The organism is Pseudomonas sp. GW821-FHT01A09 (assembly GCF_058986725.1).
On the sequence record NZ_JBYSWB010000036.1, the window covers coordinates 25,112 to 44,240 of the forward strand.

General features: G+C 62.7%; 20 protein-coding genes and 1 pseudogene. 14 read left to right on the plus strand and 7 right to left on the minus strand.

All coding sequences use genetic code 11. From position 1 onward, the window contains the following. The first annotated feature begins 142 nt into the window (after positions 1–142). The 7 genes from AC3WJP_RS26505 to AC3WJP_RS26535 all read left to right on the plus strand — a co-directional run bounded on the left by AC3WJP_RS26505 (position 143) and on the right by AC3WJP_RS26535 (position 7,139). Entirely contained in the window at positions 143–481 is a 339-nt protein-coding gene (locus AC3WJP_RS26505; protein WP_493724303.1) for a tryptophan synthase subunit beta, read from the plus strand. A 116-nt stretch (positions 482–597) separates the two neighbouring features. Next, a complete protein-coding gene (locus tag AC3WJP_RS26510) occupies positions 598–1,911 on the plus strand; it encodes an amidase (RefSeq protein WP_493724302.1) in 1,314 nt (437 codons plus the stop codon). 150 nt (positions 1,912–2,061) lie between these two features. Next, positions 2,062–2,514 (plus strand): MarR family winged helix-turn-helix transcriptional regulator, encoded by a 453-nt coding sequence (locus AC3WJP_RS26515; protein ID WP_493724301.1) that lies wholly within the window; start codon positions 2,062–2,064, stop codon positions 2,512–2,514. After that, positions 2,511–4,604, plus strand: coding sequence for an FUSC family protein (locus tag AC3WJP_RS26520; protein WP_493724300.1), 2,094 nt, complete (start codon positions 2,511–2,513; stop codon positions 4,602–4,604). Before AC3WJP_RS26515 ends, AC3WJP_RS26520 begins: the two co-directional genes overlap by 4 nt. After that, a complete protein-coding gene (locus tag AC3WJP_RS26525; RefSeq protein ID WP_493724299.1) occupies positions 4,601–4,810 on the plus strand; it encodes a DUF1656 domain-containing protein in 210 nt (69 codons plus the stop codon). Before AC3WJP_RS26520 ends, AC3WJP_RS26525 begins: the two co-directional genes overlap by 4 nt. Further along, positions 4,807–5,715 (plus strand): efflux RND transporter periplasmic adaptor subunit, encoded by a 909-nt coding sequence (locus tag AC3WJP_RS26530; RefSeq protein ID WP_493724298.1) that lies wholly within the window; start codon positions 4,807–4,809, stop codon positions 5,713–5,715. Before AC3WJP_RS26525 ends, AC3WJP_RS26530 begins: the two co-directional genes overlap by 4 nt. After that, on the plus strand, positions 5,712–7,139 hold the full coding sequence (locus AC3WJP_RS26535) for an efflux transporter outer membrane subunit (protein WP_493724297.1): 1,428 nt from the start codon (positions 5,712–5,714) through the stop codon (positions 7,137–7,139). Before AC3WJP_RS26530 ends, AC3WJP_RS26535 begins: the two co-directional genes overlap by 4 nt. A 118-nt stretch (positions 7,140–7,257) precedes the next feature. On the opposite strand, the gene AC3WJP_RS26540 is transcribed toward AC3WJP_RS26535, so the two are convergent. Both AC3WJP_RS26540 and AC3WJP_RS26545 read right to left on the minus strand, forming a co-directional pair. Beyond that, positions 7,258–8,757: a GTPase family protein gene (locus tag AC3WJP_RS26540; RefSeq protein WP_493724296.1), complete on the minus strand. Its 1,500-nt coding sequence runs from the start codon at positions 8,755–8,757 to the stop codon at positions 7,258–7,260. Next, a complete protein-coding gene (locus AC3WJP_RS26545; RefSeq protein WP_493724295.1) occupies positions 8,754–9,890 on the minus strand; it encodes a YcjF family protein in 1,137 nt (378 codons plus the stop codon). The genes AC3WJP_RS26540 and AC3WJP_RS26545 overlap by 4 nt, the downstream gene beginning before the upstream one ends. Positions 9,891–10,063: 173 nt before the next feature. Here AC3WJP_RS26545 and cydP point away from each other — a divergent pair, with 173 nt between their 5' ends. The 6 genes from cydP to metC all read left to right on the plus strand — a co-directional run bounded on the left by cydP (position 10,064) and on the right by metC (position 14,735). Then, entirely contained in the window at positions 10,064–10,261 is a 198-nt protein-coding gene (cydP, locus tag AC3WJP_RS26550) for a cytochrome oxidase putative small subunit CydP (RefSeq protein ID WP_493724294.1), read from the plus strand. Beyond that, positions 10,258–11,856: a cytochrome ubiquinol oxidase subunit I gene (locus tag AC3WJP_RS26555; RefSeq protein ID WP_493724293.1), complete on the plus strand. Its 1,599-nt coding sequence runs from the start codon at positions 10,258–10,260 to the stop codon at positions 11,854–11,856. The genes cydP and AC3WJP_RS26555 overlap by 4 nt, the downstream gene beginning before the upstream one ends. Further along, on the plus strand, positions 11,849–12,991 hold the full coding sequence (gene cydB, locus AC3WJP_RS26560; RefSeq protein WP_493724292.1) for a cytochrome d ubiquinol oxidase subunit II: 1,143 nt from the start codon (positions 11,849–11,851) through the stop codon (positions 12,989–12,991). Before AC3WJP_RS26555 ends, cydB begins: the two co-directional genes overlap by 8 nt. Before the next feature lie 12 nt (positions 12,992–13,003). Beyond that, positions 13,004–13,120 (plus strand): cytochrome bd-I oxidase subunit CydX, encoded by a 117-nt coding sequence (gene cydX, locus AC3WJP_RS26565; protein ID WP_493724291.1) that lies wholly within the window; start codon positions 13,004–13,006, stop codon positions 13,118–13,120. Further along, positions 13,110–13,397, plus strand: coding sequence for a cyd operon YbgE family protein (locus AC3WJP_RS26570; RefSeq protein WP_493724290.1), 288 nt, complete (start codon positions 13,110–13,112; stop codon positions 13,395–13,397). The genes cydX and AC3WJP_RS26570 overlap by 11 nt, the downstream gene beginning before the upstream one ends. Before the next feature lie 150 nt (positions 13,398–13,547). Further along, complete coding sequence (gene metC, locus AC3WJP_RS26575; RefSeq protein WP_493724289.1) at positions 13,548–14,735, plus strand: cystathionine beta-lyase; 1,188 nt, start codon at positions 13,548–13,550, stop codon at positions 14,733–14,735. 209 nt (positions 14,736–14,944) lie between these two features. Here metC and AC3WJP_RS26580 read toward each other — a convergent pair whose 3' ends face one another. Then, a complete protein-coding gene (locus AC3WJP_RS26580) occupies positions 14,945–15,220 on the minus strand; it encodes a hypothetical protein (protein WP_493724288.1) in 276 nt (91 codons plus the stop codon). Between the two features lie 161 nt (positions 15,221–15,381). After that, positions 15,382–16,227 carry a GNAT family N-acetyltransferase gene (locus tag AC3WJP_RS26585; protein ID WP_493724287.1) on the minus strand — a complete coding sequence of 282 codons (846 nt, stop codon included), beginning with the start codon at positions 16,225–16,227 and terminating at the stop codon, positions 15,382–15,384. 471 nt (positions 16,228–16,698) lie between these two features. Between AC3WJP_RS26585 and AC3WJP_RS26590 the strand changes: the two genes are divergently transcribed. Next, positions 16,699–17,775: an aldo/keto reductase gene (locus tag AC3WJP_RS26590; RefSeq protein ID WP_493724286.1), complete on the plus strand. Its 1,077-nt coding sequence runs from the start codon at positions 16,699–16,701 to the stop codon at positions 17,773–17,775. 63 nt (positions 17,776–17,838) lie between these two features. On the opposite strand, the gene AC3WJP_RS26595 is transcribed toward AC3WJP_RS26590, so the two are convergent. The 3 genes and pseudogenes from AC3WJP_RS26595 to AC3WJP_RS26605 all read right to left on the minus strand — a co-directional run bounded on the left by AC3WJP_RS26595 (position 17,839) and on the right by AC3WJP_RS26605 (position 18,856). Further along, entirely contained in the window at positions 17,839–18,120 is a 282-nt protein-coding gene (locus AC3WJP_RS26595) for an addiction module antidote protein (RefSeq protein ID WP_493724285.1), read from the minus strand. A gap of 38 nt (positions 18,121–18,158) precedes the next feature. Then, a pseudogene (locus tag AC3WJP_RS26600) lies at positions 18,159–18,392 on the minus strand (PIN domain-containing protein); the annotation flags it as partial. Continuing rightward, a complete protein-coding gene (locus AC3WJP_RS26605) occupies positions 18,389–18,856 on the minus strand; it encodes a helix-turn-helix domain-containing protein (RefSeq protein ID WP_493724284.1) in 468 nt (155 codons plus the stop codon). The gene AC3WJP_RS26605 and the pseudogene AC3WJP_RS26600, both read right to left, overlap by 4 nt. Between the last annotated feature and the right edge of the window lie 273 nt (positions 18,857–19,129).

The following is a 19,129-nucleotide window of genomic DNA, read 5'->3' on the forward strand; positions in this document are numbered from 1 at the left end:
CTTCGGGCCGGCTCCCGCAGCCCCTGCCATGCGCGGTGGCTGCGGGAGCCGGCTCTTTGGATTGTCATCCAGCGGGCGCAGCGGCTTTGCGACCGTCCCAGAAACACCTATGCTGGTCAGCAGTTTCTTCCCGAGGTGAGCCATGTTCTACGTTCAGCGCGACGCAAACGGGCAGTTGTTGCGTGTGGAGGCGGCAGCCTATGCCGAAGCCAGCGAGACGCTGCCAGCCGATCACCATGAGATCCAGACGTGGTTCGCCAACGCGGCCATCGAGGGCAGCCTCAAGCAACTCAAGCAGTCCGACCTGGACATGATCCGGGTACTCGACGACTTGATTCAGGTGCTCACCAGCAAGGGCGTGATCCGCGTCACCGACCTGCCGGAAGCGGCCCAGGCCAAGCTCACCGACCGCAGCAATGCCCGGGAAGCGCTGGGTGGGTTGAGCCATCTGATCAATGATGAAGAGACCGGGTTGATCTGACGCGGCGCCCGCAGCCGTTGCGTTAAATATATTGCAATACAAGGGGCCCGGTGCCCCTTGGCTTCCTTGCCTAAACTCGGGCTCCCATCCCCGAGTGCTTATCAGGAAGCCAGTAGATGCAATCGCCCAACGACAAGAAAACCTCCTCCCAGTCCTTGCCGACTGACGCGCATCGCGACGCGACAGCCATCACCCTCGCCGTTGCCAGCGGTCGGGAATCCGCCAGCAGCATCGCCGAGGGCTTTTTGGCACGTATCGCTGAACACGAATCTCGTGTGCAGGCCTTCGCCAGCTTTTGCGCGGATCGCGTGCGTCATCAGGCGGCGCAATCGGCTCCTGGCCCCTTGGCCGGGCTGACGGTAGGCGTCAAGGACATGTTCGATACCGTCGATTACCCCACCGAGTATTTCTCGCCTCTGTACCAAAACCACCGCCCCGCTCGGGACGCCCATGTGGTGACGCTGCTGCGCCAGGCCGGCGCGGTCGTCATGGGCAAGACCCACACCACCGAATTTGCCTATATGCATACCGGTCCGACCCGCAATCCCCATGATCTGCGCTGCACGCCCGGCAGTTCCAGCGCGGGTTCGGCGGCCGGTATGGCGGCCGGTTTCTTCCCGCTGGCGCTGGGTACGCAAACGGCGGGTTCGCTGATCAAGCCTGCGGCCTTCTGTGGCGTGCATGCCTTCAAGCCTTCTTTCGGGCTGGTGTCACTGGAGGGCGTCAAGCCGCTGGCCCCCAGCTTCGATACAGTGGGTTGGTATGGTCGCTCGGTCAGAGACCTGGAGCTGCTCGCACGGGTGCTGATCCCCGGTCTGCCCGCTGCGCCGGCCGTGGCATCGGCCCTGCATCTGGGGTTTTGTCGGACGTCGCGCTGGGACAGCGTGTCGCCGGCCGTACGCGAGGCCGCACGCCAGGCCATGTCGCGATTGCGCGATGCGGGTCATCGCATTTCGGAAGTGGTGCTGCCACCTCAGTTCGATTCGGTCTTCAGCGACCATGCGCTGCTCAACGACTGCGAGGGCGCCCGTTCCCTGGCCAAGGAATACGCGGCGCACCCCTCGCGCATCAGTGCTTCCACTCGAGACATGATCGAGCACGGGCAGGCGATCGCCTGGGCGACGCAGGCCGAGGCGAAGGCGCGACTGGCCCGGCAGGCCCCTGTGCTGGCGGATATCCTCAGCGAGTATGACGCCGTGCTGTGTGTCAGTTGCCCCACCGTCGCATTGCAAGGCCTGGACAGCACCGGGCCCTCCGATCTGATCAAGCTCTGGACCGCCTTTGGCCTGCCGCAGATCAATCTGCCGTTGGACAGGCCATCGGGGGAGCTGCCCGTTGGTCTGCAAGTGATAGGAGCCTCCCACGACGATGCCCGGTTGCTGGCGGTGGCAAACGCGGTGGCGCGAGACATAACGTGGGGCACGCTGTGATTGCAGTCCCATAGACGGGCTGTAATGCAGCATGGGTATGAAGATGCAGGCAAATTGTAACTATTGACTACAAGCCTGCCTTCCCGGAATATAGATAGTTAGCAAACTATGAATATAGGCGCTCAACTTTCTGTCCATGACTCTCTGCCCATGAACCTCGACAAACTCCAGCTCAACATCAGCAGTGGCATGGTGGTCGCCGCGCGGCATTGGCGGCGCATCTGCCAGACCACGCTCGCCAACTATGGCGTCAGCGAAGCCTGCGCCGTGCCTTTGTTGATCATCGTGCGGCTCGGCGATGGCGTGCGGCAGGTGGCTGTGGCCCAGGCGGCCGGCCTCGAAAGCCCGTCACTGGTACGCCTGCTCGACCAGTTGTGCGGCTCCGGCTTCGTGGTCCGCACCGAAGACCCGACCGATCGCCGCGCCAAGGCCCTGAGTCTGACGGCCACCGGCCGCGAGCTGGCCGAGTCGATCGAGTCCGAGCTGGTGCGCTTGCGCCGCGAAGTGCTCAAAGACATCCAACCCGCCGATCTCGAGGCGGCCCTGCGCGTCGTTCGCGCTTTCGAAGAGGCCAGCCCGGGCCCGTTGGCGGATCTGTCTTGAAAGGATTCATGAGCGACATTCCGCCTCTCAAGGACTGGTTCTACGGCCTGCGTACGTTCATTGCCTCCATGTTGGCGCTGTACATCGCCATGCGCCTGGAGATGCCTCGGCCCTATTGGGCCATGGCGACGGTCTACATCGTTTCCAGCCCCTTCGTCGGGCCCACCAGCTCCAAGGCTCTGTACCGCGCGGTGGGCACCTTCCTGGGTGCGGCGGCGGCGGTGGTCTGCGTGCCGCTATTCGGTCAGAGCCCCATATTGCTGTCGTGTGTCGTTGCATTCTGGACGGGCACGCTGCTGTTCATCTCGCTGCACGTGCGCACCGCCAACAACTACGCATTCATGCTGGCGGGCTACACCATGCCGCTCATTGCCTTCCCGGTGGTGGACAACCCTACCGCGGTGTTCGATATCGCTTCGTCGCGCTTTCAGGAAATCTGCCTGGGTATCGTCTGCGCGGCGGTGATAGGGGCGGTGTTCTTTCCCCGGCGCCTGGGGCCCGTGGTCGATGGCGCGATCGGCAAGTGGTTCACCGAGGCCACCGCCTACAGTGCGCGCTTCCTTTCCCGCACGGTGAAAGCCGATGAAGTCGGCGGTCTGCGCGCTTCCATGGTGCCCACCTTCAACTCGCTGGAACTGATGATCGGCCAGTTGCCCCATGAAGGTGCCCGACCGCAGTTGCTGCGCAACATTCAGGAGCTGCGCGGGCGGATGATCCACCTGCTGCCGGTCATCGATGCGCTGGATGACGCCCTGGTGGCGATCGAGCGACGGACGCCGGAACTGGTTGCCGCCATGGCACCGGTACTCGAACATTGCCTGCAATGGCTGGAGCAGACCGCTACCGCCCCCGATGAAACCGCCTGGCAGCAATTGCATGCGCGCATCGATGCCTTGCGGCCCGATGAGCAGGCGCTGGATGATCGTCGCCAGTTGCTGCTGTCCAATGCGCTGTTTCGGCTGACCGAGTGGATCGACCTGTGGCAGGACTGCCGAACGCTGGAATACGCCATTCGCACCGATAGCCGTCAGCCATGGCGCGCGGTCTACCGGCACTGGCGACTGGGCCGCCTGAAGCCGTTCTATGATCGCGGGCTGATGCTCTATTCCGCGTCCACGGCCATTTCGGCGATCATCGTCGGCTCGCTGATCTGGATTTTCATGGGCTGGCAGGACGGCGGCAGCGCCGTGATCCTGGCGGGTGTGTCGTGCAGTTTCTTCGCGGCCATGGACGACCCCGCACCGCAGATCTATCGCTTCATGACCTGGACCGCCGTGTCGGTCGTCGCTGCCAGCCTGTACCTGTTTCTCATCTTGCCCACGGTCCACGATTTCCCGATGCTGGTGCTGGTGTTCGCGCTGCCGATGATCGCGGTGGGCACCCTGACACTGCAGCCCAAGTTCTACCTGCCGACCTTGCTGTCGCTGGTCAACACCTCGACCTTCATCAGCCTGCAGGAAACCTACTCGGCGGACTTCTTCACCTTCATCAACTCCAACCTGGCCGGGCCGGTGGGGTTGGCGTTCGCTTTCGGCTGGACCATGATCCTGCGCCCGTTCGGTACCGAGCTGGCGGCCAAGCGCCTGACGCGCTTCAGCTGGAAGGACATCGTCGCCCTCAGCGAGCGCTCGACCCTGGCCGAGCACCGGCGCATGGGCATCCGCATGCTTGACCGTCTCATGCAGCAACTGCCGCGTCTGACGCAGACCGGACAGGACACCGGTGCCGCTTTGCGTGACGTGCGCGTGGCGCTCAACCTGCTGGATATCCTGGCCTATGCGCCGCGGGTGCCGAACGAGCCGCGGCTGTTGTTGCGTCAGGTGTTGAAGGAAGTGGGCCGGTATTTTGCGGCTTGCCTCAAGGCGCGTGAGCGGCTGGCGGCGCCCATGGGGCTGTTGATGACCATGGACCGCGCTCGTCGTGCGCTGAGCATGCAAGGCGTCAGCAGCGAAGGCGCAGATGCGCGCCCCCACCTGTTGCATGCACTGAGTGGTTTGCGCCTGGCACTGTTACCGGGCGTGGAAGTCGTGATCGATGCCACGGAAGCGGAGCAACATCCGCCCCACGGCCTCGATGGAGCCCCCCTATGATTGGTGAACTGGATGTGGGCGGGGTGTTCCTGCCGACGCTGCTGGTGATCATGGCGATCACCTACGGTGTGTTTCTGCTGGTGCACGGCGTCTTGAACCGTGCCCATTTCTATCGCCTGGTCTGGCACCGGGCTTTATTCAACGTTGCTCTCTACGCTGTGCTGCTCGGCGCAGTGGATGCCATCTGCCGAAGCCTCATGACATGAAAAAACCCCTGCTGACTCTAGGTCGTCTGATTCTTACGTTGCTCGTCGTGGTCTTTGCCTGCCTGGTGATCTGGCGCATGGTCATGTACTACATGTATGCCCCCTGGACGCGCGACGGTCATATCCGTGCCGACGTGATCCAGGTCGCCCCGGACGTATCTGGTCTGATCGAGGAAGTCGACGTGCGCGACAACCAGGTGGTCAAGCGCGGCGACGTGCTGTTCACCATCGATCAGCAACGCTTCAAGCTGGCCCTGCGTCAGGCTCAGGCCAGCCTCGCCGACCGCAAGGAAACCCTGGCCCAGGCGCAGCGCGAGAACAAGCGTAACCATGGCCTTGGCAATCTCGTGGCTCGCGAGCAACTGGAAGAAAGCGGCTCGCGCGAGTTGCGTGCGCAATCGGCGGTCAACGAGGCGCAAGTGGCAGTCGATGCCGCGCAACTCAACCTCGACCGTTCGGTGATCCGCAGCCCGGTCGACGGCTTCCTCAACGACCGTGCCCCTCGCGCCCGCGAGTTCGTCAGCGCTGGCCGCGCGGTGCTGTCGGTGGTGGACAGCACCTCGTTTCACATCGAAGGCTATTTCGAAGAGACCAAGCTGTCGCAGATCCATGTCGGGCAGAAGGTCGATATCCGCATGATGGGCGATAACACGCGGCTCTCAGGCCACGTGCAGAGCATCGTCGCCGGCATCGAAGACCGTGACCGCAGCGCCGGCAGCAACCTGCTGCCCAACGTCAACCCGGCATTCAGCTGGGTGCGGCTGGCGCAGCGGATTCCGGTGCGCATCGCCTTTGACGATGTGCCCAAGGATTTCCGCATGATCGCCGGGCGTACGGCCACGGTGTCGATCATTGCCGATGGCGATGCCCATGGTGATGCGCATCCGGCGGGGGCGGCCCAATGAAAGCCGCCGGCAGTCTGAGTGTCTTGTGTTTGAGCTTGATGCTGGCCGCGTGTTCGAGCCTCGGTCCGGACTACGTGCTGCCCAAGAACGCGGCGATCAACCGTGCCGACTTGCAGGGCGATCTGGCCGGGCAGGACAGCAACGTGGTGTCGGCACCGGTTCCCGCCGATTGGTGGCGACTGTACAACGATCCGCGCCTTGACGAGCTGGTGCACCAGGCCATGGCTTCCAACACCAATCTGCGCATAGCGGCGGCGAACCTGAGCCGGGCGCAGTTTCAGGTCGATGAGGCCAATGCCGCCGGAGGCTTTACCACCACTGCGAGCGTGGAGGCGCAGCGGCTGCAGGAGTCAGGCCAGGCGTATCTGCTGGCCGAGAAAGTACCGGTGTCGAATATCGGTGCGGCGTCGATCAAGACTTCTTACCAGTTCGACTTGTGGGGCACTCTCAAGCGCGGCGTCGAGGCTTCCAATGCCAACGCCGATGCCGCCCAGGCGGCGGTGGATACCGCACGGATCACGGTGGTGGCCGATGTGGTGCGGGCCTATACGCAGATCTGCGCGGCCAATGAAGAGCGCAACATCGCCCAGCATTCGCTGGATCTGCAGGAAGAAGGCGTGCGCTTGGCCACCCGTCTGCGTGACGCCGGTCGTGGCGATGAAACCCAGGTGACGCGAACGCAGACGCAATTCAAGTCCTTGCGCGCCGATCTGCCCAGGTATGAAGCGGCACGTCAGACTGGCCTGTTCCAACTGTCAATGCTGCTGGCCAGGCCGCTGGCGCAACTGCCGGCCGGTACCGGCGATTGCGCCGAGCTGCCGCATCTCGCCAAGGTGTTGCCGGTGGGCGAGGGCGCCGAGCTGCTCAAGCGGCGGCCGGACGTGCGCCAGGCCGAGCGCAAGCTGGCAGCGGCGACCGCGACCATTGGTGTGGCCACGGGCGAGTTGTATCCGAACGTCAGTTTCGGTGGCACCGTAGGCACCGTCGGTATTCTCAAGGACCTGGGCGATCCGTCGACCAACCGTTGGGGTTTCGGCCCGTTGATCAGCTGGACCATCCCCAGTAACGGTGCGCGGGCGAGGATTCATCTGGCTGAGGCCAACACCCAGTTGGCCTTGGCCAACTTCGACAACACCGTGCTCAACGCCATCCGTGAAACCCAGACCGGCCTGGCGCAGTACACCGCCTTGCTGGAACGCCGCGACGCCTTGGCCGATGCCGAACAATCCGCTCGCCAGGCGGCCGATCAGACGCACCGGTTCTACATGGCCGGGCGTGAGTCGTTCCTGGCGGATCTGCAGGCGACCCGTACCTACACTGATGTGCGAGCGCAGCTATCTGCGGCGAACACCCAAGTGGCGATGCAGCAGATCAATCTGTTCCTGGCGCTGGGTGGTGGATGGCAGCAAGCGGCCAAGCCCTAGGGTGTGTGTTGATTGGACTGGCGCCTTCGCCGCCGAACGCGCATGCCTTGCTCCTACAGTCGTACACCTGTGGGAGCAGGGCTTGCCCGCGAAGAGGCCGGTAGGTCCGCCGCATAGCTCATTTCTGCCACAGTGAGAACAACCCCTTCGCCGCCTTCTGCATCCGCTCCGCTTCACGCCCCACCGAAAACTCTCCGGCTTCGCGCCGGCGGCGATTGAGCTGCACATTCGCCGCGCTGTTGTAGCCCTCCAGCAACATCCCCTGCAGCGCTTGCAGATTCACCGGCGCCGGCAGCACCGACACTGCCACGACCTGTGACAACCTCAACAGCTCCCGATTGAACGCCAACGCCTCGGCGATCACCGCTGCCTGCGGATCGGCGCTCAGCTTGTCGATCTGACTCAACACGCCAATGACTGTGGGTGGGCGGTGGTCGAGGTTCTTGGGCAACGCGAACCAATCCTCCAGCCGTCGCCGCAGTTGCTGGTCCAGCGCCCGCGCCGGCTGATTGGCCTTGAGCACCCACAACAACAGATCACAGTCGCGCACCTGTTCGAACAGCAGCTTCTCGGTTTTCGCCTCGCCATTGAGCCCAGGCAGATCCACCAGCCGCAGCGCGGTATCGCCATCGATACGGCAGTCATAGACCTGCACCCCATCGGTGGCCGGCAGCGCGCTGACTTCCGCGCGCATGCCGCCGGTCAAGGCATTGATCAGCGACGACTTGCCAGCGCCCACCTGGCCGATGAAGCCGATACGGATCGGCTCCAGCGGCGCCGCCATGCGTGCGGCATCCTCGCGCCCGGCGTCGCTGGTCTTCAATTCGTCATCGTCGAAACGGAAATGCCCGCCGTACAGATCGATGGACGCGCGCAGCACCTCCAGCATCAGCAGGTATTTGAGGCGCCCCTGCAATTCATCGCTCAGGCCGTGGAACACCTCGCCACGCAGTTGGCTGAGCACCTCGGCCACCAGCCCGTCCGGGGTGACCATGCGCAGTGCCCGATAGGTGTTGAAGGCCTTCATGGCCCAGGGCCCGAAGCGATCGAGGTGCTCGTTGACGGTCATCAGGGTCGATAGGCGCAGATGATCGACCCCGGGCACGTGGGTCTTGAGCACGCGCCGATAACGCCGGCTCACCTGCTCGACGATCGCCAGCAGCTCCGGCGCGGTAAAGGCCCAGTGCGCGCGTTTGGCGCCACTGCGATACAGCTCGGCCACGCGCCGCACCACCTTCAAGCCGTTGTCCGGCAACTGCTGCCATTCGGGGCCTGCCTTGAGGATTTCCAGCAGTTCGGGGAGCATCTGCTGGTGAATCTCCCGGTCCCGCGCCAGCCAGTAATCGGGGATTTTCGGCGCCTTTTGCGCGGCTTGCTCGACCGCCGGCGCCACCCGTGCAGTCATGCGCTTGCGGGCGATGAACAGACCGACGCTGACCAGCAGCGTGCTCACCAGCAGCGCCACCAGAAACGCCAGCCAGTAGCCGTAGCGAAACAGCCCGTATAGACCAAAACCCGCCAACAGCAGCAGCGGAATGGCCACCGACAGCAGGGCGAAAGGCATCAGCCGATCGGACATCCGCGCCATGGCGGCCAGGCCGTTGACGGTTCTCTTCATGAAGGCTTCTCGTTGTGTGGCGGTTCTGTAGGCGGTCGTTCATCCCGCGCGACCGGCAATATATGCTCGAACGCCTGCTTGAACTGCGCGTTGATGACCTCGGACGACACCGTCTCGCCGCGTTTGACCCGATAGAAATACAGGCACGCCGCGCGCCCCAGCGCATAGGTGTAGCAATAGCTGGCGACCGCCGCCGAGGCGCCCCCCACCGTTTGCCCGTACACCGGGATCAGCTTGACCAACTGGCGCAGGCCCAGGCGCGACGCGTATTGCAGGCCAAAGCCGGCACCCATGGCCGTACCGAATTCAGCCAGCAAGCGTTTGCTCCACACCAGCCCATAACGGTTGGCCAGGCTGTGGAGCATCTTCAACTGCAGTGCCGGCACCGACACCAGCCCCAGCGCCGGCACCGCATCCGTGGCCCCGGCCGCACCGGCGTACCACATGATCTCGCGCTTGAGCTGCTGGAAGTTCTGCTCCTCGACATTGGCGTGCCCGCGATCGTTGAACAGCTCGGTGATGATCGGCAGGCGCGCGCCGAGCTTCTCGGTCAAGGCCGCCAGGCCATAGGGCTGGCCGTCGCGGCCGACAAAGTCGACCGCTACGCTGTCGACCTCGCCCCATATCGCTTCCACCTGCTGCTGATTGTGGCGGATGCAGCGCTGGCGCTCGTCGCCCTCCGGCAACTGCTGGATGCCGGTGTGCACCAGCAGCAGGTCGCGGACCTTGCCCGAGCGGCGAATCTGCTTGAGCGCGCGCAGTACCTGGGACTGTTCAGGATCTTCGGCTTTCATCACCACGATCAAGGCATGGCTGGCGGCTTCGCAGTTGGCGATGTCTTCGCTGGCGTCATAGTCGGCCTCGGCCAGGCCGCGGGTGTCCATGAACGCCAGCACCGGCGTCTCTGGCGGGAAGCGGTATTGCGCCGAGGTCAGGGTGCAGGGGCGAAAGCCCGAGCCCACTTCGATGCGGTCCAGGCCGGTGAGGGCGCGGATCAACGAGGACTTGCCGGCGCCGGTCTTGCCCAGCAGCCACAGGGTCGGCAGGTGTTCGTCGCTATGGGCGAAAGCCGCACCCAGGTTCGGGTCCTGGGTGGGGTTGAGGGTCCGGTAGAGGCGGTCGAACAAGCTCATCAAGGGGCGGTCCTGTCTCGGCGATCGTGGGGCATTCTAGCGCGTGGCGACCCCGGTATTGGTGATGCCTGTGGCGTCATGCCGCAGTGGGGTGTGCAGCGGCCTTTTGACTTGGATCAACGGAAGCGCCCAAGGGTTGCTCGAAGATGCAACCACCTCATCGAGTATCTGTCATGGCCAGCCATTTCGCCTTTCTAAAAACACCTCTGGCTCGCGAAATCGCCGTGATCCTGCTGATCAAGCTGGCACTGCTGATGGGGATTCACGCGCTGTGGTTCGCCACCCCGGCACCGCTCATGGACGAACGCGCTTCTGTTGCTCAGCACTTGCTGGGCGTTCCCACCGTCTTACCTGAGAAGAATCCGCAATGATCTCTGAATCAGTCGTCGACCTGTCTCGGCTGCAATTCGCCATGACTGCGCTCTATCACTTCCTGTTTGTGCCCTTGACCATCGGCATGGCGTTTCTGCTGGCGATCATGGAGTCGGTCTACGTCATGACTGGCAAGCAGGTGTACAAGGACATGACCCAATTCTGGGGCAAACTGTTCGGCATCAACTTTGCCCTCGGGGTCACCACCGGGCTGACCATGGAGTTCCAGTTCGGCACCAACTGGGCCTATTACAGCCACTACGTGGGCGACATCTTCGGCGCGCCGCTGGCCATCGAAGGGATGATGGCGTTCTTCCTGGAGTCGACTTTCATCGGCCTGTTCTTCTTTGGCTGGGAGCGCCTGAGCAAGGTGCAGCACCTGGGCGTCACCTGGCTGGTGGCGCTGGGCTCGAACCTGTCGGCGCTGTGGATCCTGATCGCCAACGGCTGGATGCAGAACCCGGTAGGCGCCGAATTCAACTTCGTGACGCTGCGCATGGAGCTCAGCAGTTTCAGCGCGCTGATCTTCAACCCGGTGGCCCAGGTCAAGTTCGTCCACACCGTGGCCTCGGGCTACGTGACCGGCGCGGTGTTCGTGCTCGCCATCTCCAGCTTCTACCTGCTGCGCGGGCGTGACGTCGGCTTCGCGCGGCGCTCGTTCGCCATCGCTTCGGCGTTCGGCATGGCCTCGATCCTGTCAGTGATCATTCTCGGTGACGAGTCCGGCTACGAGATCGGCGACGTGCAGAAAACCAAGCTGGCGGCCATAGAGGCGGAGTGGGACACCGAGCCGGCACCCGCCGCGTTTACCTTGTTCGGCTTGCCCAATCAGGCCGAGCAGCGCACCGACTATGCGGTGAAGATCCCCTACGTGATGGGCATCATTGCCACCCGCTCGGTGGACAAGCAGGTCACCGGCATCAAGGACCTGGTGGTCGAGCACGAGCAACGCGTGCGCACCGGCATGCAGGCTTATGCGCTGCTGACCCAACTGCGCGGCGGCGACCATAGCGGCCCGACCGTGGCGGCGTTCGATGCGGTGAAGAAGGACCTGGGCTACGGCCTGCTGCTGAAGAAGTACACCGACAAGGTGGTGGACGCCAGCGACGCGCAGATCAAGCAGGCAGCGCTGGATACCATACCGGGCGTGGCCTCCATCTTTTGGACCTTCCGGCTGATGGTGCTGAGCGGCATGTTGATGCTGGCTTTGTTCGCTTGTGCCTTCTACGCCTCGGCGCGCAAGAACGAGCATCGCAAGCGCTGGCTGCTCAAATGGGCGCTGATCAGCCTGCCGCTGCCGTGGGTCGCCACCCAGACCGGCTGGTTCGTGGCCGAGCATGGCCGTCAACCGTGGTCGATCGGTGAAGTGCTGCCCACTCATCTGTCCGCCTCCAGCTTGTCGGCGGGGGATGTCTGGGGCTCGCTGCTGGCGCTGGTGGCGTTCTACACCGTGCTGCTGGTGATCGAGATGTACCTGATGATCAAGTTCGCGCGCCTGGGACCGAGCAGCCTGCACACCGGCCGCTATCACTTCGAGCAGCGCGCCGATCACAACCCGGCAGTCATTCTCAAGGGAGTGCCGCAACATGTTTGATTACGAGACCCTCAAGCTGATCTGGTGGGTGCTGGTCGGCGTCTTGCTGATCGGCTTCGCCGTGACCGATGGCTTCGACCTGGGCGCCGCCGTGCTGATGCCGCTGGTGGGGCGGAGCGACAATGAACGCCGCGTGGTGATCAACACCATCGCTGCGCACTGGGATGGCAATCAGGTGTGGCTGATCACCGCTGGCGCCGGTTTGTTCGCGGCCTGGCCGCTGGTGTATGGCGCGGCGTTCTCGGGCTTCTACTGGGCGTTGCTGCTGGTGCTGTTCGCGCTGTTTGTGCGGCCGGTGGGCTTCGACTACCGCAGCAAATTGAGCAATACCCGTTGGCGCCAGAGCTGGGACTGGGGCCTGTTCGTCGGTGGCCTGGTGCCCTCGCTGGTGTTTGGTGTGGCCTTCGGCAACCTGTTGCTGGGCGTGCCGCTGGAGCTCGACGACAGCCTGCGCGCCAGCTATCACGGCAGCTTCTGGCAGTTGCTCACGCCGTTCGCGCTGCTTTGTGGGGTGGTCAGCCTGAGCATGCTGGCGATGCACGGCGGCAGCTGGTTGATGCTACGTACCGAAGGCGCTATCGCTCAGCGCGCGCGGCGGGCGGTGCAGGTGTTGGCGCTGATGTTCCTGATCGCCTTCCTGGCGGCAGGCCTGTGGCTGGCGCTGGGCGGAATCGACGGAATGGTGATCACCTCCAGCTTCGACCCCTCCGCCGCGCTCAATCCGCTGGACAAGACCGTGGTGACCGGCAATCCGGGCTGGCTGGGCAATTATCAGCGCTACCCGATCACCGCCGTGGCGCCGCTGCTGGGCGTACTGGGTGCTGTGCTGGCCTTGCTGGCGGCCAGCGGTCGTTCAGCGCGGCTGGCGTTTCTGGGCAGCAGCCTGGCGATCGTCGGCGCGATCTGCACTGCGGGCTTTGCGCTGTTCCCGTTCATCATGCCGTCGACCTTCAACCCGGCCGCGAGCTTGACCATTTGGGACGCGGTGTCGAGCCGCATGACCCTGACCATCATGCTGGTGGTAGCGGCCGTGTTCGTGCCGATCATCCTCTGCTACACCACTTGGTGTTACGTGAAGATGTGGGGCCGCACCACCACCGCCCATATCGAAGAAAACCCCTACGGACTTTATTGAGGAGCATCTGCCATGTGGTATTTCGCCTGGATTCTCGGCGTGTTGCTGGCCTGCAGCTTCGGCATCATCAACGCCTTGTGGCTGGAGGCGTCCAACTGCCTGGACGCGGCAACTGACCATGCTGACTGAGGCGCGCAGTTGGTGGCGCGGCGGTGCCAGCCGAGTGCTGTCGCTGCTGTTGTGCGTGCCGCTCAGCGTAGTGCTGCTGGTGCATCCGCTGTTGCTGCTGGATGCGCAGGGTGGCTACAGCCATGGCAGCTTGATGCTGGTGTTGTGGGGCGTGTCGATCGGCTATGTGCACGGCGTGGGCTTCGATCCGCTGGCGTGGGCGTGGAAGTTGGCGTTTCAGCCGATACTCGGCTGGTGCCTGATGATCTTCGGTTACACCCTGCTGTTGCCCTTGTAGCGGGGGGGCTTGCCCCCGAAAATAGTGTCAGCACCGGCAATCTGGCTGACCGATCGAATCGGGGGCAAGCCCCCCCGCTACACCTTCGGGGGCACAAGGCCGTTATGCTATAGCGGTGTCCGCCCTTTTCTCCAACCCCCAGGAGCCCCCATGTCCCAGGAAAAACCGCGCAGCGCCGCCACCGACCTCGTCCAGGCAGGCCGCCATGCCGGCAGCGGTGAAGGGCTGCCGGTCAACCCGCCGATCACCCGCGTCAGCACCGTGCTGTTCAAGGACCTCGAGGCCATACGCGCGGCCGAGCGTGCCGTCGGCGGTCCCACCCGCTCGCTCACCTACGGCGCCAACGGCAACCCCACCGCCTTCGCCCTCGAAGACGTGATCAACCGCCTCGAGGGCGCCCACGGCACCTGCCTGTACGCCACCGGCCTGGCCGCCGTCGCGCAGATGTTCCAGTCCTTCCTGCGCCCCGGCCAACACGTGCTGATCACCGACGCCGTCTACACCCCGGTGCGGCGCCTGGCGCGTACGCTGCTCGACGCCTTCGACATCGAATACGACTACTACGCGGCGGACGGCAGCGACATCGAAGCGCTGATCAAACCCAACACCCGCATGATCTACGCCGAAGTGCCCGGCTCCCTGGCCTTCGAGATGTGCGACCTGCCTGCGCTCTCCCGCCTGTGCAAGGCCCGCGGCCTGCTGCTGGCGGTGGACAATTCCTGGGGCTCGGGCGTGCTCTACCGCCCGTTGGAACTGGGCGCCGACATCTCCCTCATGGCCCTGACCAAATACATCGGTGGCCACTCCGACGTGATGATGGGCAGCGTTAGCGTCACTGAAGCCCATTGGCCGACACTGAAGAAAATGTGCACCGCCGTCGGCAACACCGTCAGCCCTGACGACGCCTACCTCATCCTGCGCGGCGCCCGCTCCCTGTCCGCACGCCTGGCGATGCACCAGGTCAATGCCATGCAGGTTGCCTTATGGCTGCAGCAACAGCCCCAAGTGGCGCGGGTGATGTACCCGGCACTGCCTGATGATCCTGGGCATGCGCTGTGGAAGCGTGATTGCCATGGCTGCAACGGCTTGTTGAGTTTCGAATTCAAGGCCGCAGATCAGGGCCAGGTGGATGCCTTCGTCAAGGCGCTGACATTGTTTGGCGTGGGGTATTCGTGGGGTGGCTATGAAAGCCTGGTGACTCAGGTGGACCAGCACGGCACGCGGTCGGTGGCGGATTGGTCGAAGGGCGGGTTGATGTTGAGGTTGCATGTCGGACTGGAAAATCCGCAGGAATTGATCGCGGATCTGCGGGGTGGGTTTGCGGCTTTGGAGTCATGAAATAGCCGATATCGGCGTTTCGATCCGCATACACATCTGCAGGGCTGGCGACTTCCCGGGATGAGGTCAAGCAACCCCTGACAGTTCAGCGGAGCGCTTGAGCCCAGCGCCTGCCCCGCATGCATCGGCGGCGCCGAAGCGCAGATGTACTTGCATCCAGGGCCGTAATGCCTATTGCCAAGGTGACGAGCGCCGATGCACGCGGCCTATCAGTTCTTCTCAGGCGCCTTGATATAGCCCGGCACGGCCGAGGACGGCGCCTGATGGCGGTCTTCAGTGGCGCGTGCCTCGTGCGCTTGGGCATAGTCCTTATCGGCCTGGGCCTTTTCATCGGCGGCTTGATCAGGTTTGCCTTCGGCTTGTTTCTGCTCGGCGGCCTGCTGGTGCTTGTTGGCATCTTGCGTGTGGTCTTCAGACGTCTTGTCACAGCCGGCCAGGCCGAGTGCCGCCGTCAAAAGCAAAGGTAGAGAAAGTACTTTAATCATCGAAAAATGCCTGTGAGTTATCAACTAACCTGTTGATATCCAAGAGCGGAACTTAGTTCAACACACCTTGGCGACATCCAGACTGCAGGACCGATCCCTCGACCCGGACAGTACAGGCGCGCCGAGATCGGATGGGACATGCGCCTTCTCCAGATACGAAATCAGCCAATGGCCTGGGTGAACAGGGCAAACTGCCGGACACCCTCAACGGCCCTCGGAATTGCGCCCATGCTCATCTGCGTGCCTGTATCGACCTGCTTGAGCCCGGCGGCTTGCAGCCAGGGTGCCAGGCCGCTGGCGACGGCAATATCGATGCGCACGAAGGCGCCCGGCACCTTGTTCAGCAGCGTTTCGATCAGATGCCTGGCCTGCTCGGCATCCTGAGCGATGACCGGGCCGAGGCACAGACCACGCCCGAAGGGGCGTAACAGGGCGAAGCCTTGCAGCAGGCCTGCCGATTCGATACCCACGCCGTACTTGGCGTCGGGCAGCAGATCGTTCAATACCGCGGCACGGTCCAGGCCGCTCCCGGCATTGGCCAGCTCGATCAACCGCGGCGCATCGCTGGCCTCCAGCGTGCGGCAGTGTTCGCCGGCCTTCAGCGCAGTGGTCTGGCGCACGCTTGCTTGCCCTTGGCGCTGCTCGATCAGGCCGAAGTCCTTGAAGCCCATTTTCGTGTACAGCGGCGCGCCGGCCAGGGTGGCGTTGAGCACCGCAGTGCGCGGGCCGGCGGCTTCGAGCGCCAGGTCCATCAACCGCCGGCCGATGCCTTGGCTTTGGTAGTCGTCGCTGACGATCACCAGCCCGATGCTGGTGAAGTCGCCCTGATGGCAAGCGAACGAGCTGCCGATCACGCGGCCGTTGGCTTCAGCGACGAAACCCTGCGCCACCCGCTGCAGCATGGCCCAGTCCTCCAATCGATGCGGCCACCTGAGCGCTGCCGATAGGGCATGGGCGTTGGCTAGATCGGCGGTGGTCATGGGGCGATAGTGAGGTGTCTGGCGCATTAACGGCTATCCAAGGGGGGGCGCTCATCGATGTTCATGTGGAAGCTATCGAGGATCACCCGCGTATTGAATACCGTCCAGACCAAGCTCAATCGCCTTTTTGGTCAGCTCGACGGCGTCGGTGATGCCCAATGTCCATGTGACTACGCTGATACCCATAGAGACCTCCGGTAGCTGACCTGCTGATCTAGACGCCTGACCGGGCGAATGGGTCTTCGAGACCTTTGGCGCTCGCAGGGTTCCATCCAGGCACATCCGATGGAACTCCACTTTGCCAACCATCGTCTAGCGTAACGACCTGTTCTAGACGCTCTGCACAGGTATTTTCATCCCCTGGACGACAAGGTAAAGGTTTAGACACTGACGACTTCAAGCGCTTCCCGCCGCCCTGTACTACCAAGGCGCCGAGGTTGGCTGCTCTCGGAGTTGCTCTGGCCGCAATGGCCCAAACCAGACCCTGGAGAAGCTCAAATGCAATATCGACAGCTAGGCGACTCAGGCCTGCTCGTATCCGAAATAGTCCTCGGCACTGTCCCGTTTGGCGGGCGCGCCGAGTTCGCCAAGTGCGGCGCCGTGGACGTCCCGATGGCCAAGCGCATGTTCGACATCGCTTTCGACGCCGGCGTAAACATGGTCGACACCGCCGACCTCTATTCCCACGGACTCGCGGAAGAAGTCGTGGGCCAGGCGCTCGGTGAAAAACGCAATGACATCCTCTTGGCCTCCAAAGGACGTAGTCCAGTGGACAAGAACCCGAACAATTCCGGGTCATCGCGCTATCACCTGATCCGCGCATGCGAGGCCAGCCTCAAGCGTCTTCGCACCGACCACCTGGATCTGTACCAGCTGCATAACTGGGATGGCGTGACGCCGATCGAGGAAACCCTCGAGGCTCTGACTCACCTGGTCAGTTCAGGAAAGATCCGCTATTTCGGCACCAGCAATTTCACCGGCTGGCAGATGATGAAGACCTTGGGCAAAGCCGAGCTCAACGGCTTTCTGAAACCCATCACTCAGCAGATCTACTACACGCCCGAGTCGCGCGAAGCCGAGTATGAGTTGCTGCCGCTGGCGCTGGATCAATCGGTGGGCACGTTGGTCTGGGCACCGTTGGGAGAGGGCCTGCTGACGGGAACGACGCGTCGCGGGCAGAAACCATCCGAAGCGCATCGCCAAGGCACTGATTGGCCGGAACCTTATGTTCATGATCAAGAGCGCGCACTGGACATCATCGAAACGCTGGCAGCCGTCGGCGATGAACACGGTGTGTCGGTTGCCCGGGTTTGCCTCGCTTGGCTGAAGGATCGGCCAGGGATTACGTCGCTGATCGTAGGTGCTCGGACTGAGGCGCACCTGCGCGATAACCTGGCTGCAGTGGACCTGAAGCTTACCGCTGAACAGACTTCACGCATTGAGGCGATCACACGTCGGCAGCCTCTTTATCCGTACTGGCATCGCTTCACGGCTGGTATGGACCGTTTTGATGAGGCCGAGCAGCCATTTCTGGCCGAGCATAAGAGAACGATGGATGCTCGTAAGGACAAATAGCGGGTTGTGTGGGGCCTTGAGACACAATGCCGTTGTTACTCTGAGTTTCTCAAGGCCCAAGGATCATACGTGCTGGGCAGTCAGTTTGATGCCTAGCGCACTCATCACCTTCAAAACCGTGTCGTACCGCGGTTTCGCGCCAGGTGCCAGAGCCTTGTACAGGTTTTCACGGTTGATACCTGAGTCGCGGGCAAGCTGAGCCATTCCTCGCGCTTCAGCGACTTCCTGAAGGGCACGAAGGAAAACATCAGGGTTCGGGTCCTCCAGGGAAATGCTCAAGAACTCGGCAATTTCTGCGTCGTTGTTCAGGTAGTCGGAAGCGCCGAAAACCTTTAATTCGCTCATTTTCCGTCTTCCTTCTCGATGTCGTCGAGGATGGATTTCGTGACCAAGCCGTCAGGCACAGCTGCATCCATCAGTGAGGATGTCCTGTCCAACTGTTCCCGGGTGAGCTCAGGGCGGTTCACTAAAAGATTACGCTTCCACTCATTATGGATATGCTCTGACCATCGTGCGCGATACACGCCGGTTAGCGCCAGATGCATCAGGAAATCACGCAGAGGGGCAGGGTAAAGCACGTTCGCATCATAAACCGCTGTGAACGGCGAGCACCTCATTCGTATCCCATCCCCAGTTCTTGGGCTTGCGCCGCCAACTCGTCCATTGCCGAACGACTTGCGTGATCGCGCCTTTCCTTATATGCCATCAAGTCAGCGAATTTGACCCTGCGGTGGCGGCCCGTCTTCGTGTGGGGCAACGCACCTTCATCCAGCAGCTTCACCAGATGTGGCCGGGAAACATTAAGGATGTCCGCGCCTTCTTGAGTGGTCAGCTCGGCATGAATCGGCACGACCTTGACGGCATTGCCCAGCGCCAGTTCGCTGAGGATTTCGCCGAGCAAGCGCAGAGCGAAGGTCGGCAGTTCGACGATTTCGCGATGCTGGCTCTCACCGACCAGCTCAATCTGCTGAGTTTCACGCTTGGTCGACAGGAACGCGGCCAACTGGCGACTTGACTCCACGGCGGCGGCAATTTCCTTCGCGTCAGGAAGCGCAGTGCGGGTGAGGTCGGCGGTGGACATGATCATCTCCATAAAGGCTGTATTGAGCTGTGACCGAGTGCACGTTCGCCAGCTACGAGGCCTTTATATTCGAAATCAAAGATAATCGCAATAAACGAAACGATGCTATCAGCAAAACCAGCCGTCCACAAAAAAGCCCCGACTCTCATGAGCCAGGGCTTTTTCGTCTCAATTCATTGGTGCACCAGGCGGGATTTGTAGTGGTCTAATGAAACCGGACACCCATTTAGGCGAGAATGCTCGCCATAGAGAGGTGTCTGATGACCAAGCAAC